Raw genomic sequence first — 24,318 nt, forward strand, 5'->3', positions numbered from 1 at the left:
GTTCGCGATGACCTGACAACCAACCCCCAGCCGCGTCCCGCGGATCATCATCAAGGCTGACCTGCCGTGACAATGATCCGCCGGACAGGCTCTAGACGCGGCGCGGGCCGGCGGGCGGGGTTCGCACCCCGGCCGTCCGCCCCCGCGCCCCCCGCACACACCGGGACGCGGTCACATGGCGTCCTCCGGTACCTCCATGAACTCCGCCCCGGCCGACCGGGTGATGGCGCGCTGCGCCGTCAGCAGGGGCAGCACCTCCTGGGCGAAGAAGGCAGCGCAGGAGACCTTTCCCCGGTAGAAGGCGGCATCCTTGGGTGTCGCCGTGGGCTGCTTCTCCAGGGCCACCGCCGCCTGGCGCAGCAGCAGCCAGCCCAGCAGCAGGTCGCCGGTGGCGAACAGCAGCCGGGTGGTGTTGCGGCCCACGCGGTAGAGCGAGGTGGGGTTTTCGAGGGAGGCCATGAGCTGGTCGGTCATCACACCGACCATGGCCCGCACGTCGTCGAACGCGGTGGCCAGCAGGGCCCGTTCGGCCGCGAGGGGTTCGCCGCCGGTTTCGGCGTCGAGGAATTCCCTCACCCCCGCGAGGAGTGCGGTGAGCGCCTTGCCCTGGTCCCGGGTGACCTTGCGGAAGAAGAAGTCCAGGCCCTGGATGGCGGTGGTGCCCTCGTACAGCGAGTCGATTTTGGCGTCGCGCAGATACTGCTCGACGGGGAAGTCCTGGAGATAGCCGGAGCCGCCCAGGGTCTGGAGGGACTGGGTGAGCTGCTCGAAGGACTTCTCCGAACCGTACCCCTTGACGATCGGCAACAGCAGATCGTTGAGGACCTTGGCCTCCTCGTCGGTGTTCCCCGCCACCTCGGCGGCCGTCATCCGGTCCTGCATGGTGGCGGTGAACAGCACCAGCGCGCGCATCCCCTCGGCGTATGCCTTCTGGAGCAGCAGGGAGCGCTTCACATCGGGGTGGTGGACGATGGTGACGCGGGGCGCGGTCTTGTCCGCCGCCCTGGTGAGGTCGGCGCCCTGGACGCGTTGCCGTGCGTACGCGAGCGCGGTGAGGTAGCCGCTGGAGAGGGTGGCGATGGACTTGGTACCCACGGTCATCCGGGCGGCCTCGATGATGTGGAACATCTGCCGGATACCGTCGTGCGCCTCCCCCAGCAGATGCCCGACCGCGGGGTGTTCCGCCCCGAAGGTGAGCTCGCAGGTGGTGGACGCCTTGAGCCCCATCTTGTGTTCCAGGGCGGTGGCGTAGACGCCGTTGCGGGCACCGAGCTCACCGGTGGTCCAGTCGGTGACCTGGTGCTTGGGCACGATGAACAGCGACAGCCCCTTGGTGCCGGGGCCCGCGCCCTCGGGGCGGGCCAGCACCAGGTGCACGATGTTCTCGGCCAGGTCGTGTTCGCCCGAGGTGATGAAGCGTTTGACGCCCTCGATATGCCAGGAGCCGTCCTCCTGCCGGATGGCCCTTGTGCGGCCCGCGCCCACGTCGCTCCCCGCGTCGGGCTCGGTGAGGACCATGGTCGAGCCCCATTGGCGGTCCGCCATGGCCCTGGCGAGCCGTCGCTGCTCGGGGGTGCCGAGCTGGTGCATCACCTTGATGCCGATGCCGAGCGAGTAGAGGTGGATGGCGGGGTTGGCGCCCAGGACGAGTTCGGAAACCGCCCAGTACAGGGACGGCGGAGCACTGGCCCCGCCCAGCTCCGGTGGCAGGTCCAGCCGGTGGAAACCGGCGTCGGTCCAGGTGCGGTACGCCTTCTTGAAGCTGTCCGGCAGGGTCACCGTCCGGCTGCCCGGGATGTAGCAGGGCGGGTTGCGGTCGGCGTCGACGAGGCTGTCGGCCAGGTCGTCGGTGGCCATCCGGGCGACCTCGGCCAGGACGGCGCGCGCCGTCGCGGGATCCATCTCGGCGAACGTGCCCCGGCCGTACACCTCGCTCCGGCCGAACACCTCGAAGAGGTTGAACTCCAGGTCGCGGAGGTTGGGTTGGTAGTGGCTCATCTTCACCTACTCGACTCTTCACCTGTTCGACATCGGCCAGAACTTCCTTGCTGTCCCGGGCCCGGGGGCCCGGCTGGGTGTCGCTCATGGATCAGGACCCCGCCAGCACGAACATCCGTACCGCTGCGGCGAGTTGTCCCGGCTGGTCCTCGGGGATGAGGGTGTAGCTGTCGGTGATCTCCACGTGCTGTCCCTTGGGCAGCAGCGCGGCCAGTCTGCGGCCGTGCTCGGGCGGCATGACCTTGTCCTCGGCCGCCCAGGCGACAAGTGCGGGACGGTCGAAGTCCCGTAGGCTCTCGGCCCAGTTGTCGAGCTCGCTCTTCGCTGGCACTCCGAGGACGTACTTCCTCAGATCCCGGCGGATCTCCTTGGAGGTCCACAGTGGCCGGAACCACTGGTCCATGACCTCGTGCGGCACCGGCCGCTTGCTCATCCTCCCCCAGGTCATCGGCAACCGCCGCAACGGTGTGAGCTTCAGCAGCCTGAAGGCGAGATAGATGCCACCGGGCACCTTGGCCGACAGGTACAGATTGCTGCCGGGCAGCCCCGGCGGGAAGTTCTCGAAGGCCTCGCACGAGGTGATGACGAGCCGTCCGATCCGCTGGTCACGGCCGTCGGCGACCAGCGCCAGGGCTCCGCCCCAGTCGTTCATCACCACGATGACATCGCGCAGGTCGAGCTTCTCCAGGAACTCGGCCACCAGCCGCGCCACGCCGAGGATGGACAGATCCGCGTCGGCGCGCATCGGACGCCGGTGCCCGCCCAGTGGCAGCGTGGGCACCACACACCGGAAGTCGGCGCGGAGCTCGGCGACCACGTTCCGCCACAGCGACCCGTCCATGGCGACGCCGTGCAGGAGGACAACCACCGGTCCGTCGCCACCGGTGTCTTCGTACGCGACGGTCCCTGCCGAGAGGTCCACCTCAGCCATCTACCAAATCCCCCAACGGCCGGCGAACGAAGGCGGGTTGCCGTCTCACGGTGCGGTGGAACCGACTGTGCTCGGATATCACAGCATCATGGCGCACCGGCCTCAGCTATTCAACGACGCGTTCACTCGGGTGGGCTCGACCGGCAATGGCCCAGCCGCGCAGCGGTATGCGGTCGGCAATCACCGCCGACCGCATACCGCACTTTCCCGCTGAGGTTGTCCGTCCGTCACCGCTCCTGGTCGTCGACGTACGCCGAGATCCAGGCCAGCGGCGCGTTCCAGTTGATGGTGATCTCGTTGGTGGAGAACGCCATGATGTCGTCCGTGTAGCACATCGCCGGGGCACAGCCCTTCAGCTTCTTCTTCGAAAGCGGGTCCTCGAGCCCGGAGTTCGGGCCACCGGCCAGCGAACCGCGTGCCGGGTGGGGCAGCTTGGGGTCGAGCTGATGCGCCCAGAAGCGGTGGTGCTGGTTGCGCGAGTCCCGTTCGCCGTAGCCGGTGACGTAGGACTGGTTGAGCGGGTTTCCGCCCAGCAGGTAGTCCATGCCGCGCAGCACCGCGTCACGGTAGCGGGTCCTGCCGGTCAGGTCGTGCGCGGTGGCGAGGACGACCATGTTGTTCAGCACCTGGCTGTTGGAGCCCCACTCGTACTTGCCGCCCTTGGGCGCGTACGGCACACCGTAGGCCGACTTCTCGGAGAACGAGGCGTAGCGGTCGGCGGCCTTGGTGACCGTCGAGCGGACCGCGGCGCGCTGCTCGCCGGTGAGGTTGCCGGGCACGGTGGCCAGGTCGAGCGCGCCGAGCCCGGCCACCGACGCCCAGGACACCCCGCTGACGCGCGGGAAGAGCGCGTCGGCGTCGCCGTGCAGCGGCGAGGTGAGGAACGCCGTGCGGTAGGTGTTCTCGCCGGTGGTGATGAACAGCTCGGACGCCGCCCAGTAGAACTCGTCCCGGACATCGCGGTCGCCGTACGCGCCACCGCCGATGGCATCCCGGTCGCTGGCGAGCTTCTTCGGGTGCGCCCTGGCCGCGTCCCACGCGGTGCGGGCCACTTCCAGGCACCGCTTCGCGTACTCCGCGTCGTAGGGCTGGAAGAGACGGGCGGCCTGTGCGGCGGTGGCCGCGAGGTTGAGCGTGGCCGCGGTGGACGGCGCGCGCAGCTCACGCGGCTGCTTGTCCTGGTCCGGCCGGGTCGGGATACCGGTCCACTGCTTGTCGTGCACCTTATGGAACGCCATCCCGGCGAACGGCTTGCCCTTCGGCACCTGCATGCGCATCAGGAAGTCCATCTCCCAGCGCGCCTCGTCGAGGACGTCCGGGGCGCCGTTGCCGCGCTCGGGCACCCGGAGCCGGCCGTCGCCGAGCGGTGCGGCGTCGGCGCCCGGGGCGGTGAGGGTGCGCTCATAGGAGGACATCAGCTGGGCCACCGAGATACCGCCGTTGACGACGTACTTGCCGTGGTCACCGGCGTCGTACCAGCCACCGGAGACATCGCGCCGGTAGTCGCACACGCCCTTCGTGCAGCGCGCCTCGGTGTCACCGCGGTGCGGGGCCTTACGGTCGTGGCCCGCGGGGCGGGCGTACGCGTCGCCGACGAACTTCTTGTCGATCTTGATACCGCTGCGGTTGTGGTAGAAGTACGCCAGCGCGTCGGAGCGCAGCGAACCGTAGAGGTTGTCACCGATGGTGAACGGTTCGCTCTTCTTCCCGCCGATGGTGACGGTGTATCCCTTGCCCGGGGCGGTGACCTCGCTGAAGTCGAAGGTCTGCACCTTCTGGCGGGAGCTGCGGTCGATACCCGCGGGGGTGGTGGTGCCACCGGCCCGCTTCACCCCGTCGGCGTCCCGGAGGGTCCAGGTGAGGGGCTTGGTGGCGGGGGTGACGACGGTGCCCTTCTTGGGGCCGTGCGTCGGGTAGCCGACCTGGTTCACACGCACCGGGGAGCCGGTGTCGACCTTGGGGCGGTCGGCCCCGGCGCCACGCGGACCGGAGTGGTCCGCGGCGGCTGCCGCGGGTGCGGTCAGAGCGCCCAGGGCGAGCCCCGCGGCGACGGCCGCGCCCAGCGTGCGCCGACGGCGGCCGGCCCGGTCGAGGGCAGGACGTGTCCGGGGAGCGGAGTGAATCAAGGCGTCAGTACTTCCGAAGCGGGGGCAGAGGCAGCGCGACGGCTCGGCGGCCACCGATCCGCCGCCGCGCGCCGACGAGGGTCCGTGGGAATCCCTCGACGGCTTTCCATACGCCTGCCGACCCTAGGGAACCGACGCGGCCCGGGGCTTCGTACGCCTAGCCGAAATTCGCGTGCACCAATTGAGCGATCCCGGCTCATTCAATTGAGGTAGGCCGCTGTGGCAGACCAGCCTCCGTGCAGCCTTCCGCCCTGGTCGGAGCCCGTCTCTCCGGTACACCGTCACACTCCGTGAACGCACATACCTGGTGGGTCACACCCGGTGGGTCATACCTGGTGGGTCACCGATGCCAGCGCCTCCCGGGCCGCCGCCTCCGCCGCGGCCCGGTCCTCGGGGACCAGCCCGATCCGGGTACGGCGGTCCAGCAGGTCGGACTCGTCGAGGGCGCCCTCGTGGCGGACGGCCCACAGGAGTTCGGCGCGGGTGGTGCGCACCCCGTCGGCCACCGGTTCGGCCAGCCGGGGATCGGCGTCGGCCAGGGCCTGGATGGCCGGGGCCTCGGTGCCGTAGCGGTCGATGAGCCTGCGCGGAGCGGCCAGGGTGGCAAGCGCGGGCCGGGGTGCGGCGCCCACCAGCGGAAGCCGGGAGGTCCGGCAGGGGCGGGGGGCGGCGAGACGGCCCGCGGTGAGCGCGGCGTCCACGGCGTCCTGCGCCATCCGGCGGTAGGTGGTGAGCTTGCCGCCGACGACGGTCACCACACCCTCGGGCGAGGTGAGGACGGCGTGGCGGCGGGAGATGTCGGCGGTGCGGGTGGTGTGTTCCGTCTCCAGCAGGGGGCGCAGTCCGGCGAAGGCGCCGACCACGTCCTCGCGGCGGACGGGCACGTCGAGGACGGATCCCAGGATGTCCAGCAGGAAGCCGATGTCGGACTCCGGCGCCTCGGGGACGTCCGGCACCGGGCCGTCCACGGGCTCGTCGGTCAGCCCCACGTAGACCCGGCCGTCGTCCTGGGGGATCACCAGGACGAAGCGGTTGGTCTCGCCGGGGACGGGGATGTGCAGTCCGGTACGGAGGCCCCCCAGGCTCTCGGCGCGGAGCACCAGATGGGTGCCGCGGGAGGGGCGCAGCCGGATGCCCTCGGTCAGCTCGGCCGCCCAGACACCGGTGGCGTTGATGACGGTCCGGGCCCGGACGCGGATCTCCTGCCCGGTGAGTTCATCACGGACCAGGGCCTCGCCACCGGTGAGGGACAGGGCGCGGGTGCGGGTGAGCACCCGGGCGCCGAATCCGGCCGCGGTGCGCGCGATGGCGGTCACCAGCCGGGCGTCGTCGGCGAGTTGGCCGTCCCACGACAGCAGCCCGCCGCGCAGGCTCTGCCGCCGCAGCCCGGGCGCCGCGGCCAGGGTCTCCACGGCGGACAGCCGCCGCGGCGCGGGCAGGGTGGCGCGGCCGGTGCGCGCGGACAGCCGCAGCGCGTCACCGGCCCGCAGCCCGGCCCGGACCAGGGCGGCGTCGCGGTGCGAGGTGAGGGCGGTCAGCGGCATGACGAAGGACTGGGCGCGCACCAGGTGCGGTGCGGTGTGCTCCATCAGCGCGCCGCGCTCCACCGCGCTCTCGTAGGCCACTCCGACATCGCCGGTGGCCAGGTAGCGCAGTCCGCCGTGGACCAGCTTGGAGCTCCATCGGGAGGTGCCGTAGGCCAGGTCGTGGGCGTCCACCGCGGCGACCGACAGACCCCGGGAGGCGGCGTCGAGGGCGGCTCCGGCACCGGTGACACCGAGCCCCACGACGAGGACGTCGACGGAGGCGCCCGCGGCCAGCTCCTCCAGTTCCCGGGAGCGGCGCGCGGCGGTGAGGGAGGTGAGGGAGTGGTCGGGGCGGGGTCCGGCGGCAGCACTCATGGGGCGAGGATCCTTTCCAGGATGTGGCGGACTTCCGCGTAGAAGGCGGTGTCGTCCAGTTCGGGATCGGTGTCGTCGGTCATGGTCTGCATGGACAGGGCGAACGACTGGAGCACCAGCACCAGCGCACGGGCCTGGCGCACCGTGTGGTCCTTCCGGACCGTGCCGTCGGCGTGGCCGCTCCGCAGCGCGGCCTCGAGGAACTCCAGCACCCGGTTCTGGCTGGCGCCCCGGCGGTCGAAGAGGTACGGGAGCATCAGCTCGGGGTCGACGTCGAGGATCTTGCGCAGCAGCGGGTGGGCGCGCAGCGCCTGGAGCCCGCCCATCAGGGCGTCGACCAGCGGGACGTCCGCCGTCCCGAGCGGACCCGGCTGCGGCATGGCGCCCACGGTGGCGGCCAGCCACTCCCGGGTCATGAGGTCGCCGACCAGCCCCCGTACATCGGGCCAGCGCCGGTAGAGCGTCATCCGGGACACCCCCGCGCGGCGCGCGACGTCGGTCAGGGTCGTCCGCCGGACGCCGACGGCCAGCACACAGTCCCGTGCGGCGTCGAGCACGGCGTCGTCAACCCGAGAGGTGTTGCGTTTGGACGTCATCTGTCACAGTGTAACGGCGGATGCGGCGCCGGGCGAAGGCCGGGCCCGCCCCGGGTGCGTGTGATCCGCACCGCGAAGCACGGCTGAGCCGCACGGAGAAGCGAGGAATCAGGTGGAGTCGACAGACATGCTGTGGAACGGCTGGGGCGATCCGGACCGGGCGGCGCCACTGCCCGAACCGGTTGTCGGCCTGCTCGGCGAACTGCTCGGGGTACGGCCGTCCGACGGCCGCTCCGTCACCCTGGAGGCCGTCGAGCCGCGTGCCTCCCGGCTGGCCGGGGACGCGCGTGCGGCGTTCGCGGAGATCGTCGGGGCGGAGCACGTCCTCACCGACGGTGCCAGCAGGATCCGCCGCACCCGCGGCAAGTCCACCCCCGACCTGCTGCGTATGCGGTCCGGCGCCGTCGAGGACGCCCCGGACGCGGTGGTCCGGCCCGGCGGCCACGACGAGGTCGTGGCCGTCCTGCGGCTGTGCGCCGAGCGCCGGATCGCGGTCGTCCCCTTCGGCGGCGGCACCAGCGTCGTCGGCGGTCTCGCCCCCGGCGGCCACGACTGCTTCATCACGCTCGACCTGCGCCGGATGAACCGGCTGACCGAGGTGGACACCGTCTCCCGCACCGCGGTGCTCGAACCCGGGCTGCGCGGCCCCGAGGCCGAGGCGCTGCTCGCCGAACACGGCTATACGCTGGGCCACTTCCCGCAGTCCTTCGAATGGGCGACGATCGGCGGATTCGCCGCCGCCCGCTCCAGCGGCCAGGCGTCGGCGGGCTACGGCCGCTTCGACGACATGGTGACCGCCCTGCGCGTGGCCACGCCCGAGGGCACCTGGGAGACCGGCCGCAGCGCCCCGCGCTCGGCCGCCGGACCGGATCTGCGCCAGCTGGTGCTGGGGTCGGAGGGCGCCTTCGGCGTGATCACCTCGGTGACCGTGCGGATCCGGCCGCGTCCGGAAACCCGCGTCTACGAGGGCTGGCGCTTCAGCTCCTTCGAGCAGGGCCGGGAGGCGCTGCGCGCGCTGGCCCAGGACGGCCCGCTGCCCACTGTGCTGCGGCTGTCCGACGAGACCGAGACCCTGGTGGGTCTGGCCGATCCCACCGCCATCGGGAAGGGCTCCTCGGAGACCGGATGCCTGGCCATCGCCGGGTACGAGGGCGGCGCCGAGGAGGTGGCCGTCCGCAGGGAGCGCGCCCGGGCCGTGCTGCGCGCCCACGACGGCACCTTCCTCGGCGAGGAGCCGGGCGAGAAGTGGAACCACGGCCGCTACTCCGCCCCGTATCTGCGGGACTCGCTGCTCGACGCGGGTGCGTTCGCGGAGACGCTGGAGACCGCCGCGTACTGGTCCCAGATCCCCGCGCTGTACGAGAACGTGCGCACCGCGCTCACCACGGCCCTGTCCGACGCGGGCACCCCGCCGGTGGTGCTGTGCCATATCTCCCATGTGTATCCGGCGGGAGCCTCGCTGTACTTCACCGTGCTCAGCGCCCAGGGCGACAAGCCCGAGGAGCACTGGGCGGGCGCCAAGCGGGCGGCCTGCGACGCGATCATCGCCTCCGGCGGCACCATCAGCCACCACCACGGGGTGGGCACCGACCACCGGGACTGGTACGCACAGGAGATCGGCCCGCTCGGCGTGGAGGTGCTGCACGCCGTCAAGAACCGGCTCGACCCGTCCGGCATCCTCAACCCGGGTATTCTCCTGCCGCCCCCGACGTCCCCCGGAGCGTAGCCATGCGCCACTTCACCGCCGTCGTCAAACCCACCTCGGGGAGCTCGGGGAGCGAGTCCCTGGTCCCGCTGGCCCGCGCCCTCCGCGAAGGGGGCGCGGAGCTCGAAGTCGAGTACAGCCGCAGCCTGGGCCACGCACGGGACCTCGCGCTGCGCGCGGCCGAGCGGGGCCGGGTGGTCCTCGGTGTGGGCGGCGACGGACTGGCGGGGCGGGTCGTCGGCGCCCTGGCCGGGACCGACGCCGTCGCGGGCATCGTGCCCGCGGGCCGTGGCAACGACTTCGCCCGTGCGCTCGGACTGCCCGAGAAGGTGGCGGACCTCGCCGAGGTGCTGCTGCACGCCGAACCCGTGAAGACCGACGCCATCGAGGTCGAGTCCGCCGTCCACCAGCGGATGGCGGTGCTGGGCAGTGTGTACGCGGGCGTGGACGCCCTCGCCAACCGCCACGCCGACGCCTACCGTGCCCTGGGCGGCGCCGCCTCGTACTACGCGGGCGGGTTGCGGGCCGTCACCACCTGGCGGCCGGTCCACTACCGCATCACCATCGACGGCACCCCGCTCGAACGCACCGGCTATACCGTGGTGGCGGCCAACTCCGGCTACTACGGCTTCGGCCGGCAGATCGCGCCCGGCGCCTCGGTGCGCGACGGTGTGCTCGATGTGGTGGTCATCCACCACGCGTCGCGGATGCTCTTCTTCAGCATGATGAACGAGCTCAAGACCGGGCGGCACATCCGGCGCAAGGAGGTGGAGATCCTGCACGGACGCGAGGTGCGCATCGAGGCCGACCGGGAGCTGCCGTATGGTGCCGACGGCGAGGTGGAGGCCGAACTGCCGGTGACGGCACGGGTGTTGCCGGAGGCGCTGAACCTGTTGTGCTGAACCGGCGGCGCGGGACCGTGGCGGTGGGCCGGTGGCGGGGGACCCGTGGCGGTGGGCCGGTGGCGGGGGACCCGTGGCGGTGGGCCGGTGGCGGTGGGCCGGTGGCGCCGGGGTTGTGGTGCCGACCGGCGGGACGGAGAAGGACCCGATGAGGAGAGGCCGATGACGGACGACATGGTGTCCGAGACGATACGGATCGCCGTACCACCGCGGACCGTGTACGACACGGTGACGCGGGTGGCGGACATGGGCCGCTGGAGCCCCGAGTGCACCGGGGGCGAGGTCAGGGGCGGCGCCGCCGCGGAGATACGCGCCGGGACGCGGTTCACCGGCCGCAACCGCTCGGACCGGCGGCCGTGGTCGACCCGGTGCACCATCACCGCGGCCGACCCCGGCGAGCGCTTCACCTTCGTCGTGCGCGCGGTGGGTCTGCGTATCGCGGTCTGGAGCTACCGCTTCGAACCGCTCGACGAGGGCCGGGCCACCCAGGTCACCGAGACCTGGATCGACCAGCGCGGATGGCTGATGCGCGGGATCAGTCCGGTGGTCTCCGGGGTACGCGACCGGGCCGGGTTCAACCGGGGCAGCATCCAGCAGACCCTGCGGCGGCTCAAGGAGGAGCTGGAGGGGGAACACCGGGTGGCCTGAGCGCGGAGTGCCGCTCCGATCGCCGTGCGGTCGGGGGTCGGGTCGCGGTCCGCTCGCCGTGTGGTCGCCGTGTGGTCGCCGTCCTGTCGCCGGGTGTGGGCGACGGGACGGCCCCGGCACCCGGGGCGGAGAAAGTGCGTGCGCGAGGATCCCGCGCCCGGGGTACGGTCCCGCCATGCCCGGATCAGCAGAGAACAGCCACCGCTCCCCCGTCACCGCGGACGACCTCGCCCTCGCCGTACGACTCGCCGTCGAGACGCTGCGTACGGCGCCGCCGGACGTCTGGGACGGCAGGGCCGGTGCGCTGGAGTGGGACCGCTGGGAAACGGCGGAACACCTCAGCGACGATCTCTTCGCGTACGCCGCCCAACTGGGCCCGGCGGCACCGCCGTTGGACGGCGAGGTGCCCTTCATCTGGGAGAGCCGGCGCCCCGGTGGCCCGGCCAACGCCATCCACGCCGACCGCGCGGCCGGGCCCGCCGGGCTGCTGTGTGTACTCGAGGCCAGCGGCGCCCTGCTGGTGGCGATGGTGCGCACCGCGTCCCCGGACACCCGCGCCTATCACGGCTACGGCACCTCGGACCCCGAGGGCTTCGCCGCGATGGGCATCGTGGAAACCCTGGTGCACACACATGACATGGCCGAGGGGCTCGGGCTCGGCTGGGAGCCGCCCGCCGATCTGTGCGCCCGCGTTCTGGCCCGGTTGTTCCCCGATGTCCCGGCCGATGTCGCCGCCCCATGGCCGACCCTGCTGTGGGCCACCGGCCGTACCGAACTCCCCGGCCACCCCCGCCGCACCGCGTGGCGCTGGGACGGCACACCGTAGTGGATCCGCGCGGACCCGCCCCGGTGGGGGTCGGGGCGGGCGCGGCGGACAGGGCCGGGCTCAGCGGGGGAGGTATCCGGTTTCGGACCTGAGGTCGTTCTCCCACTCCTGCCAGTCGTCGTACCACCTCCCGCGGCGACGGTCCGTCCGCACCGCCACCACGTCCTGGACGTTCAGCACCCGGAGCGGACCACGTACCCGGCACCATAAAGGGGTAACCAACAGGCGGAGGTTGAGAGAAGGCTAGGGCAATGCAAGAAATGACGGATTGAGCGATGTGTCACAGGAGCGATGCATCACGGAAAGGAGTCCGGAATGGCGCGAACCGCCGCGGCCCGCCGCCCACATCTCCATGACCGGTTTCCCGCGCTGGTGTCCACGCTGCCGTATCTTCCGCTCGGCCAAGCCCCCACGCCCGTGGTGCGGTTGCCGGGGGTGGCGCCCGGGTTGTCGCTGTGGTGCAAGGACGAGAGCGGGTACGGCGACGGCGGCTGGGGCGGCAACAAGGTCCGCAAGCTCGAATGGCTGCTGCCCGACGCGCGGCGCCGCGGGGCGCGGACCCTCCTGACGGTCGGCGGCACCGGCACCAACTGGGGTCTGGCCGCCGCGCTGTACGCCAGGGAGCAGGGAATGGCCACCGCCCTTGCCCTTGTCGACCAGCCGGTCGACGACCATGTCCGGGCCCAGTTGGGGAGGTTGCGCCGGTCCGGGGCCACGCTCCACTTCACCCGCAGCAAGCTCCGCACCATGGCCACCGCGCCGTGGCTCTTCCTGCGCCACACCACCGCGGGACGGCCACCGCACTACCTTCCCGCGGGCGGCTCGACCCCGGTCGGCACTCTCGGCTCTGTGGAAGTGGCGCTCGAACTGGCGGCGCAGATCGCTGCGGGTGCGCTCCCGGAACCCTCGCACCTCGTCACCGCGGTCGGCAGCGGAGGCACGGCCGCGGGACTCTCCCTCGGGCTGCACCTCGCCGGGCTCCGTACCCGGGTGGTGGGGGTGGTCGTCAATGACACACTCCGCCTGGACCCGCCCACCGTGGCCGGTCTGGCCCACAAGGCCGTACGTGTCCTCCGGTCCCATGGCGCCGATCTCCCGCCGGTGCACATCGGTCCGGAGCGGCTGACCCTGGTGCGCCGGTGGCTCGGCCCCGGCTACGGCCACCCCACACCGGAAGCGCTGCGTGTCCAACGCCTCGCCGCCGACACCATGTCACTGGCGCTGGAACCGGTGTACACGGCGAAGGCCATGGCCGCGCTGCTCGCCCTCGCGGCCGACGGCCATCTGCGCCCGGGTCCCGTGCTCTTCCTCCATACCCACGGTCCCCGCCCGCGCCCCGCCGATCCGGTGTGTGCCGACACCGCCCCCATACCGCCGCATACAGCCCCACCAGCCCCGTAGCACCACCAACAGGCCCGCAACCGCACACCACAGGCATCGCCGATGAGGGTGTTTGCCCGGAGGCCACCAGGAGTCAACGCCGGTGTGTTGTTATTGAATTCCACTGGAGTGCATCATTAGTGCGCACACGGCGTCCACGTCGCAAGTGGCTCTTCGGGAAGGGAGGGGCGGCCACGGCCCGGCCCGGCCCGACGCGGGTGGCTCCACATCTCCACACAGATCGCGGGAATGACGACGTGTCCGAACGATGGCAAGACCCCGGTGCCGCAGCGGCCGATGGCGAGGGACCACTCTCCGACCTGGGTGACACCGCCCTGGTCAACAGGGCATCGCGGCAACCCGAATCGGTCGAGCGGGTGGTGGCGGAGCTGAGCGCGCGCCATCTCCGCGCGGTGACCGCCTACGCCTCGCTCTGTGTCTCCGCCCCGTGCGGCGCCGACACCCTGGCGGCCGAGGCGATCCACTCGGCCGTACGGGACGCGGATCCCGCCGCACCGGACGAGGCATGGCGGCCGAGGCTGCTGGCCTCGGTGCTGAAGGTGGCCGGGCAGCGGTGGACCGACTCCGACCGCCATGCGGAACTGAGCCCGGAGTTCCGGGACTGGCTGGCGAGCCGCCCGGACGACGTCCCCGGAAACACACCGTCCGACGACACACACGGGGCCGATGGCCCCGCCCGTCCCGCCTTACTGCACCGCACCTTTCGCGGTCTGCCGGTGCATATCCAGACCGTGCTGTGGCACGACGTGGTCGAACGGGAGGAGCCCGCCGCCATCGGCCGTCTGCTGACCGCACCGACCGAGACCGTCCGCGGCTGGCGCGGGACCGCCCGCGCCAAGTTCCGGGACGCCTACCTCCGTGGTTACGCGGACGAGGGCGCCAGCGCGTGCCGCCCGTTCGCCCGGCTGGTCGAGGTCGCCGCGGAGACCCGGAGCATCTCCCCCGCCAGCGATCTGGACGGCCATCTCGCCGACTGCGCCTACTGCCGACGGGCGTTCGACGAACTGTCCCGGATGGAAGACCACTGCGACACCCTGCTCGCGGAGGGTGTACTGGCGTGGGGAGGGGCCCGCTATGTCGCCCAGCGCAGGGCGGTCGAGGCGGTGGCCGGTGGTACGGACGAGGGCGCGCACGGGGAACCGGAGGCCGACGCCACGGGCCGGGGCGCCGAGCCGACCGGGCAGGAGCCGACGGCCGAGGGCGGTGCGCCCGCTTCCGTGTCCGCCCCCTCCACTTTCCACGGCCGGGGTGGCGGCCACCGGCGGCGCACCGCGCAGGTGGCCCTCACCTCGGCCGCCATCTGTGTGGGGGTCATCGCCGCCGCGGCACTCTCCGCCACCCACCACGGCGGGGAGGACGGCAGCGACGCCGCCCGGTCACAGGACGAGCCGTCGATCTCGGTGACGACCACGTCCCCGTCCCCGTCCCCGTCCACCTCCGCACAGACCACCCGGCCGCCGAAGAAGAAAAAGAAGCCGCACAGCAAGAATCCGCCCTCACCGAAGCCTTCGCCCTCCAAGAAACCACCGAAGCCCGCCGTGAGCGGTGCCGATGTGCGATGGGATTTCACCGAGGGATCCGGGGCCACCGTCGGTGATGGTTCCGGCCGCGGCAACGACGGCACTCTGAGGGGAAGTGGCGCCCGGAGCGGGAGCCGTGGCGGGTCGCTCTCGCTGAACGGGTCCCAGTACGTCGAGGGGGTATCGGGAACCATCGACACCACGCGGAGCTACACCGTCTCCGCCTGGCTCAACCTCGCCTCCAAGCAGGACTTCTCCACGGCGATCAGCCAGGACGGACAGGAGATCAGCGGCTTCTTCCTCCAGTACGACAACTCCATCGACCGCTGGCGGCTGGCCATCTGCGACGCCGACTCCTCGGAGGCGGACGAGGACGAGGCGGTCTCGGCCACCAGTCCCGTCCTCGGCGAATGGCAGCACATCGTGGGGGTCTATGACGCGCCCGCGAAGGAGATACGGCTGTATGTGGACGGTCGGCTCCAGGACACCACCCGGCACACGCCCGTGTGGTCGGCGGCGGGCGCGTTCGTGGTGGGGCGGGGCAAATGGGAAGGCACCGTGGCCGACCGCTTCCGCGGCGGGATCGACGCGGTCGGTGTGTTCCCGCGCGCGCTCTCGTCATCCGAGATCGCCGCACTGGCCCGTACCGCGTGACCGCCATGGCTCACCCCGTCACCCCATCATCACGGCCTTGATACTGGTCGAACCGGCGACGGCGGACAGCGCGTCGCCGAACCGTTCGAGCGGGAAGCGGTCGGTGACGATGCCGTCGGTGCGGATACGGCCCGTGTGCAGCGCCAGGAGGGCGCGGTCGAAGCAGTGGGTCTGGGCGAAGGAGCCCTTGATGGTGAGCTCGCGGGAGAAGATCTCGTAGGGCGAGAGCCGCACGGTGTCATCGGCACCCGCCATCCCGTAGACCAGCACGGTCCCGCCGGAACGGGTCACCTCGGGACACATCATCATCACGGCGGGCGCTCCGGTGGCCTCGATGACCGCGTCGAAGCCGGACGGGGCCAGTGTGCGCAGTCGCCGCAGTGCCGTCCTCGGGGCCGCGCGGTCGATCCGCACCGTTTCGTCGACACCGAGGTGGCGCGCGACCTCGAGTTTATGGAGACCGGGCGCGGCGACGGTGACGCGGGCCGCGCCACCGTGGACGAGGAGCTGGGCGAGCAGCAGCCCCGTGGGGCCCGCACCGAAGAGGAGGACATCGGATCCGGGGCGCAGCGCGAGTACATCGGCCCCGTGCATCGCGCATGCCAGCGGTTCGGTGAGGACGGCGGTCATCGGATCCAGACCGTCGAGGGGGAAGCACTTGTCCGCGCGGGCCACCAGCAAGTCGGCGAAGCCACCGGGGCCGTTGACACCGAGCGAGAAGAAGTTGTCGCAGTACAGCGGCTTGTCGCGGCGGCACTGCGGGCAGTGGCCGCAGAGCACCGTATTGTCGACGGCCACCAGATCACCGATCGACAGCCCTTCGGCACCTTCGCCGAGCGACTCCACTTCGGCCACGATCTCGTGTCCGGGTATCAGCGGGAAGCGGGCCATGAACCCGCCCGCCAGCAGATGCCGGTCGGTGCCGCAGACCCCGGTGGCCACGGGGCGCAGCCGGACCTCCGCCGGGCCCGGCCGGGGATCCGCCACGTCCAGCACGCGGAAGTGGTGGGGCCGGTCGAAGACCACTGCTCGCATCTCTGCTGCGCTCCTGACGGTGGAGGTGGAGAAGTGTTCTCCGTGGCCGTCGAAACGATAGGTCAGCCAAAAATGTCCCGCAAGATGCGTTAACAGGGCCTGGATCTTCTACTAAGAATGCTGTTGTCCTGGAAAGTGGAGGCGCCGGTCACCACACCGGTACGGTCTGGAGCGACGGAAGGAGGCCGTATGCCGGCCAAGGCACGGCTGTCGCAGGCCGCGGTGGAGGAGCGGCGTCAGGCCGTCCTGCGCCATGTCGTCGAACAGGGCGAGATCCGCATCGACGATCTGGCCACGCGGTTCGGCGTCAGCCTGATGACGATGCACCGCGACCTCGACGACCTGGACGCACGCCATCTGCTGCGCAAGGAACGCGGCCGGGCCGTCGCCTTCCCCGCCCTCACCATGGAGACCGCCACCCGTTTCCGGGAGAGCGCCCGGCTGGCGGCGAAGACCGCGCTGTGCGCGGCGGTGGCGGACCGGATCACCGCGGGCAGCACCCTGCTGCTGGACGACTCCACCACCCTCTACCCGCTGGCCGATGTGCTGGCGTCGATCGGCCAACTCACCGTCGTCACCAACTCGGTGGGGCTCGCCCAGCGGCTGGGCGGCGCGCCCGAGGTGGATATCACCCTGCTGGGCGGGCGCTACAACGGCGAGTTCAACTGCTGCACCGGCCCCGATGTCGTCAGCGCACTGTCCCGGATCCGCGCCGACCTCGCCCTGACGTCCGCCACCGCGGTCCTCGAGGGACGGCTGTTCCATCCGCTGCGCGAGTACGCCGAGATCAAGGAGGCCATGCTCGCCTCCGCGAATCGCTCGCTGCTGCTGGCCGACCACTCCAAGTTCGGCAGGACCGCCACCTACGCGTATGGCACGGCCGCCGTCTATGACGCGGTGCTCACCGACACCGGCACTCCGGAGGAGGAGATCGCGGCCCTCCGTGGCCTGGGGGTGCGGGTGGAGCGGGTCACCCCCGGGGAACCCGCCTGACCCGGCCCTTCTGCTGACCGCCCCTTCTACTGACCGGCCGTGGCCACGGTCTCCACCCGGACCCCGTGGCCGCGGATCGCGTCGATCTCGTGTTCCGGTGTACCGGTGTCGACGATGACCGCCGCGTAGGAGCCGATGTCACCGAAGGCGTAGGTGGCGGTCTTGCCGAACTTCGCGTGGTCGGCGAGGAGCAGCGAACGCCCGGAGCAGGCGATCATGGCCTCCTTGACGTCCGCGTACGCGCGCAGCGGATGGAACAGCCGCCCCTCCAGCACCGCGGTGGCGGACATCAGGGCGAGGTCGGCGCGGATCCGGGAGAGGGCGCGGGTGACCTCGGGTCCGGTGCAGGAGTTGAACTCACTCCGGTAGCCGCCGCCCAGCAGGGTGATCTCCACCCCGGCGGCCCGTCCCACGCGCTGGGCGATACCGACCGAGTTGGTGACCACCGACAGCTGTTCGGCCCCCGCCAGCAGGCCGGCCAGTGGGTACAGGGTGGTGGAGTCGTCCATGACGAGGGTGTCACCGGGCCGGATCCAGCGGGCCGCGGCCGCGCAGATCGCCTCCTTGGCCGTGAGATTCTCCGCCTCGCGGAAGCGGGTGGCGGTCTCCCTGGTGAGGGCGGGGAAGGCGACGGCCCGGCCGCGTTCCTTGCGCAGCAGATGGCGTGCGTCCAGGTCGTCGAGGTCGCGGTGCATCGTCATCAGGCTGACGCCGAAGTGGGCGGCGAGGTCGTCGATACGGATCTCCTCGTGTGCGACCACATGGCGCAGCACCGCTTGGCGGCGGTGTTCCACGGTGGCCTGCGACGACCGTACCTTGGCGGGCATCTGGCCTCCCTCGCTGACCGTACCGGCCTCCGGCGGCCGGTTCCCGCGACGCGTTCGCCCGCCGCGCGACCGCGTCCGGCACACCTCGGTGACCCCGATACGGACCTCGATTCGAGGTTGCCACACGCCCCCGCGCACGCAAGGCGATACGGGTCCGGCCGCAACCGGCAGCCGCGCTACGGGTGGCCGGTCACCCCGCCACCGGCCGTTGCCGCGCGCGCCCCCGGGGAAGGTGAGAGCATCACGGGGAAAGCCCGCGATCATGCTCGTGCCGACCGTGGACGACGCCGTGCTGGTCCGGCAGGCACGCCGACGGCGGAGAGGGATCCGGTATGGCGCGACCACTGCTGGCGCGGCGGGTGAGGGGTGTCGCGGCCGCCATCTGCGCCATGTCACCGCTGGCGGCGGGCTGTGGCGGATTCGGCGGGGTGGGGTCGGGTGGCGGCACCACCGTGGCGGTGGCCGTGGTGGCCAATCCCCAGATGAAGGACATGGAGGCGCTGACCCCGTACTTCGAGCGGGCCCACCCGGACATCCGGGTGCGCTTCGTGACGCTGCCGGAGAACCAGGCACGGCAGAAGATCACCGAGTCGGTGGCCACCGGCGGCCACGAGTTCGACGTCGTCATGATCAGCAACTATGAGACACCCCTCTGGGCGCGGAACGGCTGGCTGACCGACCTCCAGGGGCGCGCCGACCGCACCCCCGGCTACGCGCCGTCCGACTTCATCGCCCCGGTCCGCGCCGCGCTGTCGTACCGCGGGCACCTCTACTCGGTCCCCTTCTACGGCGAGTCCTCGTTCCTGATGTACCGCAAGGACCTGTTCGCGGCCCGGGGGCTGACCATGCCCGAGCGGCCCACCTGGCGGCAGGTGGCGGCCTTCGCGAAGAAGCTCGACGACCCCGAGCGGGGTGTGGCGGGGATCTGTCTGCGGGGCGCCCCGGGCTGGGGCCAGGTGCTCGCCCCGCTGAACACCGTGATCAACACCTTCGGCGGCCGCTGGTACGACCCGCGGTGGAACGCCCAGCTCACCACCCCGGAGGTGGAGCGGGCCGTCCGGTTCTACGTCTCGCTGGTGCGCGGGCACGGTGAGCCGGGGGCGGCCAACGCGGGATTCACCGAGTGCGCCACCCACTTCGCCCAGGGCAAGGCGGCCATGTGGTACGACGCCACCTCGGCGGCCGGTGTGCTGGAGGACCCCGCGAGCAGCAGGGTGGTCGGCAGAACGGGGTACGTGGCGGCGCCGGTGGAGCGCACGGCGTGGTCGGGCTGGCTGTACTCCTGGTCCCTCGGCATCCCCCGGACCAGCACCCATCAGGACGCCGCCTGGACGTTCATGTCCTGGGCCACCTCGCGGGAGTACATCGAGCTGGTGGGGCGGCGGCTGGGGTGGTCCCGGCTGCCACCGGGCAGCAGGTACTCCACCTACGCCCTTCCCCGGTACCGGCAGATCGCGCGGGCGTTCGCCGGCCCCACCTTGCAGGGCATCCGCCACGCCGACCAGCGACGTCCCACCGTGCGCCCGGTGCCGTACACCGGTGTGCAGTTCCTCGACATCCCCGAGTTCCAGGATCTGGGCACCCGGGTGAGCCAGCAGGTCAACGCGGCCATCAGCGGCCAGGAGTCGGTGCGCACCGCCCTGGCGCAGTCCCAGCGCTACGCCCGGACCGTCGGCCGCGATCAGCAGCGGCCGGGCCGCTAGGTACGGCTGTGGCAGTCGGCGCGCTTCCGCCCACGGGCCCGACGGCGACCGCCGGGCCGCTCCGGGCGCCACGTACGCCACGACGGGCGGGATGGCGGCGCGGTCTGCCGCTGGCTCCGGCGCTGCTCTGGCTGGTCGTCCTCACCCAACTGCCCTTCGTCTTCACCGTCGTCTTCTCCTTCCAGTCCCGGAATCTGCTCCGGCCCGGCGCCGAACGCTGGGTGGGTCTTGCCAACTACGCCAACGTGTTCACCGACAACGTGTTCCGCGCGGCGCTGCTCACCGAGATCGAGCTGACCGTTCTGGCGGTGGCGTTCGCCATGGCGCTGGGGGTGCCGCTGGCGCTGCTGCTCGACCGCCGTTTCCCCGGCCGGGGGCTGGCCCGCACCCTGCTGATCTCACCGTTCCTGGTGATGCCCGCGGTCGCCGGGCTGCTGTGGAAAACGGCCATGTTCGACCCGGTCTTCGGGCTCGTCGACTATGCGGCGTCCTGGTTCGGCGGCCAGGGCACCGACGTCGTCAGCCGGTTCCCCGTGGCAGCGGTGGTGACCGTCCTGGTGTGGCAGTGGACGCCGTTCATGATGCTGATCGTCCTCGCCGGGCTCCAGAGCCAGCCCACGGAGGTCCTGGAGGCGGCCCGGGTGGACGGCGCCGGGCCGTGGGCCACCTTCCGCTGGGTCACCCTGCCGCATCTGCGCCGCCATATCGAGCTGGGTGTGCTGCTCGGCGCCATCCATCTGGTCAACACCTTCGACGTGATCTACATGATGACCCAGGGCGGCCCCGGCACCCGGACCACCAATCTGCCCTACTACATCTACCAGCGGGCGTTCCTGGGCTTCGACGTGGGCCAGTCCTCCGCGCTGGGCGTGGTCACCGTCGCCGGCACACTGGTGGCCGCCGCGCTGGCCCTGCGGCTGCTGTTCACGGCCTTCACCGGCACCCGGGCGGGCGACCGATGAGATCCCGCGCCGTATTCCGCCCGCCATACCGCCGCCGATTCGGCCTGTGGCTGTGGACCGCCGGTACCTGGCTGGTGACCGCGGTGTTCTTCTTTCCGGTGCTGTGGATGGTGCTCACCGCGTTCAAGACCGAGGCGGACGCCTACACCACCACCCCCAAGGTGGTTTTCTCGCCCACGCTCGAGCAGTTCCGGGCGGTGTTCGCCGAGGGCGTCGGCCCGTACCTGGGCAACTCCGCGCTGGCCGCCGGGGCCTCCACCGCCGTTGTGCTGCTGCTCGCGACACCGGCGGCGTACGCGCTGTCCATCCGGCCCGTGCGCCGGTGGCGCGATGCGCTGTTCTTCTTCCTCTCCACCAAGATGCTGCCGGTGGTGGCCGCCATCATTCCCGTGTACCTGGCCGCGCGCGGGCTGGGCGCGCTCGACAGCGTCGGCACCCTGATCGTGCTGTACACCGCGATGAACCTGCCGGTGGCGGTGTGGATGCTGCGCTCGTTCTTCCTGGAGATTCCCCGCGAGGTGCTGGAGGCGGCGCGGGTGGACGGGGCGACGGCCCGTCAGGAGGTGATGTGGGTGCTGCTTCCCATGGTGGCTCCCGGTATCGCCGCCACCGCGCTGATCTGCGTGATCTTCTCCTGGAACGAGTTCTTCCTGGCGCTGAACCTGACCTCGGTCCGGTCCGCGACGATGCCCGTCTTCCTCGTCGGCTTCATCACCAGCGAGGGGCTCTACTGGGCCCGGCTGGCCGCGGCCGCCACACTGGCCTGTCTGCCGGTGCTGCTGATGGGATGGCTGGCGCAGCGCCAGCTCGCCCGTGGACTGTCCATGGGGGCGGTGAAGTAGCCGGTGTCCACCGAAACCACCTGCGAGAACACGGAACAGGACAGAGAGGAGCGGCGGTGCGTGTCCTAGTCGTCGGCGATCACTTCATCCCGTCCGCCTGCTATGTCGAGGCCCTGGCCGAAGTGTCCGGCCGGGAAACGGGACCGGGCATCGGCCCGGTGCGCGAGGTCGACTGGTCCGGCACCAAGGCCGAGCAGCACACCGCGCAGCAGGAGATGGAGCTGCGCGGGCCGGGTGCGGTGCCGCTCCCCGGCGAGATCGTCGAGGCGCTCGGGGACACCGAGGTGCTCGTCGTGCACTTCGCGCCGGTATCCGCGGAGCTGCTGCGGTCGGCGCCGAAGCTGCGTGCGGTGTGTGTCGCCCGGACCGGGCTGGAGAACGTGGACGTGGCCGCGGCCACCGGGCGCGGTGTCGCCGTCGTACCGGTCCACGGGCGCAACGCCTCGGCCGTCGCCGAACTCGCCCTGGGGCTGATGCTTGCCGAGGCACGCGACATCGCCCGTGCGGACGCGTCGGTCAAGGCCGGGGGGTGGCGCAAGGACTTCGGCGGACCCGGTGACGAGGTCGGTGGCAGCACCGTCGGCATGGTGGGCATGGGCCATGTGGGGCGGGAACTGGCCGACCGGTTGCGCGGTTTCGACGTACGCGTCCTGGTCCATGACCCGTATGTGCCGGACGCGGTGCTGGAGCGCCATGGCGCGGAGCGGGCGACCGATCTGGACACGGTGTTCCGGGAGTCCGACGCGGTCCATGTCTTCGCCCGGCTGACCCCGGAGACCGAGCGGTTCATCGGGCGGCGGCAGTTCGCGCTGATGAAGCCCACCGCCTACTTCTTCAACACCGCGCGCAGCCGTCTGGTGGACACCGACGCGCTGTACGAGGTGCTGGTGGCCGGCCGGATCGCCGGGGCCGGGCTCGATGTGCACGACGAGGAACCACTGCCCGCCACAAGCCCCTGGCGCACCCTCGACAATGTCACGCTCACCACCCACTACGGCGGTGACACGGTCACCACCAATGTGCGTTCGGCGCGGCTGGTGGCCGAGGTCATCGCCGAGCTGGCGGCGACCGGGCGCTGCCCCGGCGCGGTCAACGCCCGCGAGCTGGAAGGGATGTAGGTCCCCGTGGGTGAACTGTTGCTGGGCGTCGACGCGGGGCAGACCGTCACCAAGGCGCTGCTGTTCGACCCCGCCGGGCGGGAGGTGGCGCGCGGCCGGGCGACCGTGCCGTTGAGCAGCCCCCGGCCGCACTGGGTCGAGCGCGACATGGACGAGGTGTGGCACGCGGCGCGGCGGGCGATCAGGGACTGCCTCGGCGCGGCGGGCGAGGGGGCGGCCCGGTCGGTGGCGGCGGTGGGGCTGTCGGGACACGGCGACGGGGTCTACCCCGTGGACGGTCGGCTGCGGCCGGTGCGCACCGCGATCCTCGCCCTGGACACCCGGGCCGAACCCCTTCTGGACCGCTGGCGGGACACCCCGCTGTGGGCCGCCGCCCTGGACCTCTCCGGTCAGGTGCCCTTCGCCGGTTCTCCGGCCGCCCTGCTGCCGTGGCTCGCCCGCCACGACCCGGGCGCGCTGCGGCGGAGCCGGTGGCTGATGTTCTGCAAGGACTGGCTGCGGCTGAAGCTGACCGGCACACCCGCGACCGATCCCACGGACGCCAGCGCCTCGTTCACCGATGTGCGCACCCGGGCCTACTCACCGGAGCTCCTGGAACTGTACGGCGTCGGTGAACTGGCCGGGAAGCTGCCGCCGGTGCTGGCGTCCGACGCCCTGGCCGGGGCGGTCACCCCGGAGGCCGCCGCGGCCACCGGACTCACCGCGGGTACCCCGGTGGTCACCGGTGCGCATGATGTCGACGCCGCCGCGCTCGGGGTGGGGCTGCTGGATTTGGGCCAACTGTGCCTGGTGGCCGGGACGTTCAGCGTCAACCAGGTGATCAGCGACCGTGTGGTGCTCGACCCGCGCTGGCAGGTCCGCGCCTTCGTCCGGCCGGAACAGTGGATGATCATGTCCACCTCGCCGTCGTCGGTGGCCAATCTCGAGTGGTTCCTCCGCGTCATGGGCGTGGCCGCGGGAGCGGGGGAGAGTGTGCACGATGTGATCGCCCGGGAGGTGGCCGCCCACCTCGGGGGGCCGTCGGAAATACTGTTCCACCCCTTCCTCTACGGCTCCCCGTACGGGCAGCCCACCTCGGGCACCTTCCTCGGCATGCGCGGCTGGCACACCCGGGGCCATGTGCTGCGGGCGCTGCTCGAGGGTGTGGTGCTCAACCACCGCTGGCATGTCGACGCCCTGTGTTCGACGCTGCCCGTCAGCGGCCCCGTGCGGCTCACCGGCGGCGCCGCACGCGGGGAGATCTGGAGCCAGATGTTCGCCGACGCGCTGGCCCGGCCGGTGGAGATCACCGATGTGGAGGAGAGCGCGGCCCGCGGCGCCGCCTTGCTCGCCGCCACCGCGATCGGGCTGCTGGACGGCCTCGACGACCCCCGCGCCCGGGTGAGGGTCGGCAGACGGTATGAACCGGACGAGGGACGGGTGGCGGTACTGGAGGAGGCGTACCAGGCGTATCTGGGGGCCCTTGAGGCGCTGGGACCGACCTGGTCACGGCTCGCCACTGACTGACCACAGAGATGTATTACATAAACGGAGATCTTTTAGCTTAATTTATGAGATTTCCTGCCAGAATCTCTTGTAATACCGATAAGTCAGAGGTAGACCGGAATCAAAGGCATCACTCCGCCGCCGA

At 71.5% G+C, this 24,318-nt stretch carries 19 protein-coding genes; 12 read left to right on the top strand and 7 right to left on the bottom strand.

The window, feature by feature from the left end; translation table 11 throughout:
• Positions 1-171: 171 nt before the first annotated feature.
• The 5 genes from AB0C66_RS13315 to AB0C66_RS13335 form a co-directional block, all read right to left on the bottom strand.
• Entirely contained in the window at positions 172-1,998 is a 1,827-nt protein-coding gene (locus AB0C66_RS13315; protein WP_362436696.1) for an acyl-CoA dehydrogenase, read from the bottom strand.
• Between the two features lie 91 nt (positions 1,999-2,089).
• A complete protein-coding gene (locus AB0C66_RS13320) occupies positions 2,090-2,929 on the bottom strand; it encodes an alpha/beta hydrolase (protein WP_362436698.1) in 840 nt (279 codons plus the stop codon).
• 227 nt (positions 2,930-3,156) lie between these two features.
• Positions 3,157-5,052 carry a glycoside hydrolase family 9 protein gene (locus tag AB0C66_RS13325; RefSeq protein ID WP_362437373.1) on the bottom strand — a complete coding sequence of 632 codons (1,896 nt, stop codon included), beginning with the start codon at positions 5,050-5,052 and terminating at the stop codon, positions 3,157-3,159.
• Positions 5,053-5,381: 329 nt separating this feature from the next.
• Positions 5,382-6,956: a glycerol-3-phosphate dehydrogenase/oxidase gene (locus AB0C66_RS13330; RefSeq protein WP_362436700.1), complete on the bottom strand. Its 1,575-nt coding sequence runs from the start codon at positions 6,954-6,956 to the stop codon at positions 5,382-5,384.
• Positions 6,953-7,552 carry a TetR/AcrR family transcriptional regulator gene (locus AB0C66_RS13335; protein ID WP_362436702.1) on the bottom strand — a complete coding sequence of 200 codons (600 nt, stop codon included), beginning with the start codon at positions 7,550-7,552 and terminating at the stop codon, positions 6,953-6,955. Before AB0C66_RS13335 ends, AB0C66_RS13330 begins: the two co-directional genes overlap by 4 nt.
• A 127-nt stretch (positions 7,553-7,679) precedes the next feature.
• On the opposite strand from AB0C66_RS13335, the gene AB0C66_RS13340 reads away from it, so the two are divergent.
• From AB0C66_RS13340 to AB0C66_RS13365, 6 genes are all read left to right on the top strand, one after another.
• Positions 7,680-9,278, top strand: a complete 1,599-nt coding sequence (locus tag AB0C66_RS13340; RefSeq protein WP_362437374.1) for an FAD-binding oxidoreductase — start codon at positions 7,680-7,682, stop codon at positions 9,276-9,278.
• Positions 9,279-9,280: 2 nt separating this feature from the next.
• Positions 9,281-10,159: a YegS/Rv2252/BmrU family lipid kinase gene (locus AB0C66_RS13345; RefSeq protein WP_362436704.1), complete on the top strand. Its 879-nt coding sequence runs from the start codon at positions 9,281-9,283 to the stop codon at positions 10,157-10,159.
• 162 nt (positions 10,160-10,321) lie between these two features.
• Positions 10,322-10,807, top strand: coding sequence for an SRPBCC family protein (locus AB0C66_RS13350; RefSeq protein WP_362436706.1), 486 nt, complete (start codon positions 10,322-10,324; stop codon positions 10,805-10,807).
• Positions 10,808-10,982: 175 nt separating this feature from the next.
• The gene (locus tag AB0C66_RS13355; RefSeq protein ID WP_362436708.1) at positions 10,983-11,633 is read left to right on the top strand and encodes a hypothetical protein; all 651 of its coding nucleotides are present in this window, start codon (positions 10,983-10,985) and stop codon (positions 11,631-11,633) included.
• Between the two features lie 315 nt (positions 11,634-11,948).
• Positions 11,949-13,034 carry a pyridoxal-phosphate dependent enzyme gene (locus AB0C66_RS13360; protein ID WP_362436710.1) on the top strand — a complete coding sequence of 362 codons (1,086 nt, stop codon included), beginning with the start codon at positions 11,949-11,951 and terminating at the stop codon, positions 13,032-13,034.
• Positions 13,035-13,270: 236 nt separating this feature from the next.
• Positions 13,271-15,208: a LamG domain-containing protein gene (locus tag AB0C66_RS13365; protein WP_362436712.1), complete on the top strand. Its 1,938-nt coding sequence runs from the start codon at positions 13,271-13,273 to the stop codon at positions 15,206-15,208.
• Between the two features lie 18 nt (positions 15,209-15,226).
• Here AB0C66_RS13365 and AB0C66_RS13370 read toward each other — a convergent pair whose 3' ends face one another.
• Positions 15,227-16,243 carry a zinc-dependent alcohol dehydrogenase family protein gene (locus AB0C66_RS13370; RefSeq protein WP_362436714.1) on the bottom strand — a complete coding sequence of 339 codons (1,017 nt, stop codon included), beginning with the start codon at positions 16,241-16,243 and terminating at the stop codon, positions 15,227-15,229.
• Positions 16,244-16,432: 189 nt separating this feature from the next.
• On the opposite strand from AB0C66_RS13370, the gene AB0C66_RS13375 reads away from it, so the two are divergent.
• Positions 16,433-17,236 (top strand): DeoR/GlpR family DNA-binding transcription regulator, encoded by an 804-nt coding sequence (locus AB0C66_RS13375; RefSeq protein ID WP_362436716.1) that lies wholly within the window; start codon positions 16,433-16,435, stop codon positions 17,234-17,236.
• A gap of 26 nt (positions 17,237-17,262) precedes the next feature.
• On the opposite strand, the gene AB0C66_RS13380 is transcribed toward AB0C66_RS13375, so the two are convergent.
• Entirely contained in the window at positions 17,263-18,063 is an 801-nt protein-coding gene (locus AB0C66_RS13380) for a DeoR/GlpR family DNA-binding transcription regulator (protein WP_362436718.1), read from the bottom strand.
• Positions 18,064-18,395: 332 nt separating this feature from the next.
• On the opposite strand from AB0C66_RS13380, the gene AB0C66_RS13385 reads away from it, so the two are divergent.
• The 5 genes from AB0C66_RS13385 to AB0C66_RS13405 are packed head-to-tail and all read left to right on the top strand — an operon-like array spanning position 18,396 to position 24,194.
• Positions 18,396-19,766, top strand: a complete 1,371-nt coding sequence (locus AB0C66_RS13385; protein WP_362436720.1) for a sugar ABC transporter substrate-binding protein — start codon at positions 18,396-18,398, stop codon at positions 19,764-19,766.
• An 8-nt stretch (positions 19,767-19,774) separates the two neighbouring features.
• Complete coding sequence (locus AB0C66_RS13390) at positions 19,775-20,728, top strand: sugar ABC transporter permease (protein WP_362436722.1); 954 nt, start codon at positions 19,775-19,777, stop codon at positions 20,726-20,728.
• The gene (locus AB0C66_RS13395) at positions 20,725-21,570 is read left to right on the top strand and encodes a carbohydrate ABC transporter permease (RefSeq protein ID WP_362436724.1); all 846 of its coding nucleotides are present in this window, start codon (positions 20,725-20,727) and stop codon (positions 21,568-21,570) included. Before AB0C66_RS13390 ends, AB0C66_RS13395 begins: the two co-directional genes overlap by 4 nt.
• Before the next feature lie 56 nt (positions 21,571-21,626).
• The gene (locus tag AB0C66_RS13400) at positions 21,627-22,688 is read left to right on the top strand and encodes a 2-hydroxyacid dehydrogenase (RefSeq protein WP_362436726.1); all 1,062 of its coding nucleotides are present in this window, start codon (positions 21,627-21,629) and stop codon (positions 22,686-22,688) included.
• A 6-nt stretch (positions 22,689-22,694) separates the two neighbouring features.
• Positions 22,695-24,194: an FGGY-family carbohydrate kinase gene (locus AB0C66_RS13405; protein WP_362436728.1), complete on the top strand. Its 1,500-nt coding sequence runs from the start codon at positions 22,695-22,697 to the stop codon at positions 24,192-24,194.
• The last annotated feature ends 124 nt before the right edge of the window (positions 24,195-24,318 follow it).

It is taken from the genome of Streptomyces sp. NPDC048636 (assembly GCF_040650655.1).
In the GTDB taxonomy this organism is placed as follows: Bacteria; Actinomycetota; Actinomycetes; order Streptomycetales; family Streptomycetaceae; genus Streptomyces.

What these genes read in the sequence shown, in the direction of transcription:
- AB0C66_RS13315 (WP_362436696.1), bottom strand. Translation starts at nt 1,998, where the DNA reads ATGAGCCACTACCAACCCAACCTCCGCGACCTGGAGTTCAACCTCTTC.
- AB0C66_RS13320 (WP_362436698.1), bottom strand. Translation starts at nt 2,929, where the DNA reads ATGGCTGAGGTGGACCTCTCGGCAGGGACCGTCGCGTACGAAGACACC.
- AB0C66_RS13330 (WP_362436700.1), bottom strand. Translation starts at nt 6,956, where the DNA reads ATGAGTGCTGCCGCCGGACCCCGCCCCGACCACTCCCTCACCTCCCTC.
- AB0C66_RS13335 (WP_362436702.1), bottom strand. Translation starts at nt 7,552, where the DNA reads ATGACGTCCAAACGCAACACCTCTCGGGTTGACGACGCCGTGCTCGAC.
- AB0C66_RS13340 (WP_362437374.1), top strand. Translation starts at nt 7,680, where the DNA reads ATGCTGTGGAACGGCTGGGGCGATCCGGACCGGGCGGCGCCACTGCCC.
- AB0C66_RS13345 (WP_362436704.1), top strand. Translation starts at nt 9,281, where the DNA reads ATGCGCCACTTCACCGCCGTCGTCAAACCCACCTCGGGGAGCTCGGGG.
- AB0C66_RS13350 (WP_362436706.1), top strand. Translation starts at nt 10,322, where the DNA reads ATGACGGACGACATGGTGTCCGAGACGATACGGATCGCCGTACCACCG.
- AB0C66_RS13355 (WP_362436708.1), top strand. Translation starts at nt 10,983, where the DNA reads ATGCCCGGATCAGCAGAGAACAGCCACCGCTCCCCCGTCACCGCGGAC.
- AB0C66_RS13360 (WP_362436710.1), top strand. Translation starts at nt 11,949, where the DNA reads ATGGCGCGAACCGCCGCGGCCCGCCGCCCACATCTCCATGACCGGTTT.
- AB0C66_RS13370 (WP_362436714.1), bottom strand. Translation starts at nt 16,243, where the DNA reads ATGCGAGCAGTGGTCTTCGACCGGCCCCACCACTTCCGCGTGCTGGAC.
- AB0C66_RS13375 (WP_362436716.1), top strand. Translation starts at nt 16,433, where the DNA reads ATGCCGGCCAAGGCACGGCTGTCGCAGGCCGCGGTGGAGGAGCGGCGT.
- AB0C66_RS13380 (WP_362436718.1), bottom strand. Translation starts at nt 18,063, where the DNA reads ATGCCCGCCAAGGTACGGTCGTCGCAGGCCACCGTGGAACACCGCCGC.
- AB0C66_RS13385 (WP_362436720.1), top strand. Translation starts at nt 18,396, where the DNA reads ATGGCGCGACCACTGCTGGCGCGGCGGGTGAGGGGTGTCGCGGCCGCC.
- AB0C66_RS13395 (WP_362436724.1), top strand. Translation starts at nt 20,725, where the DNA reads ATGAGATCCCGCGCCGTATTCCGCCCGCCATACCGCCGCCGATTCGGC.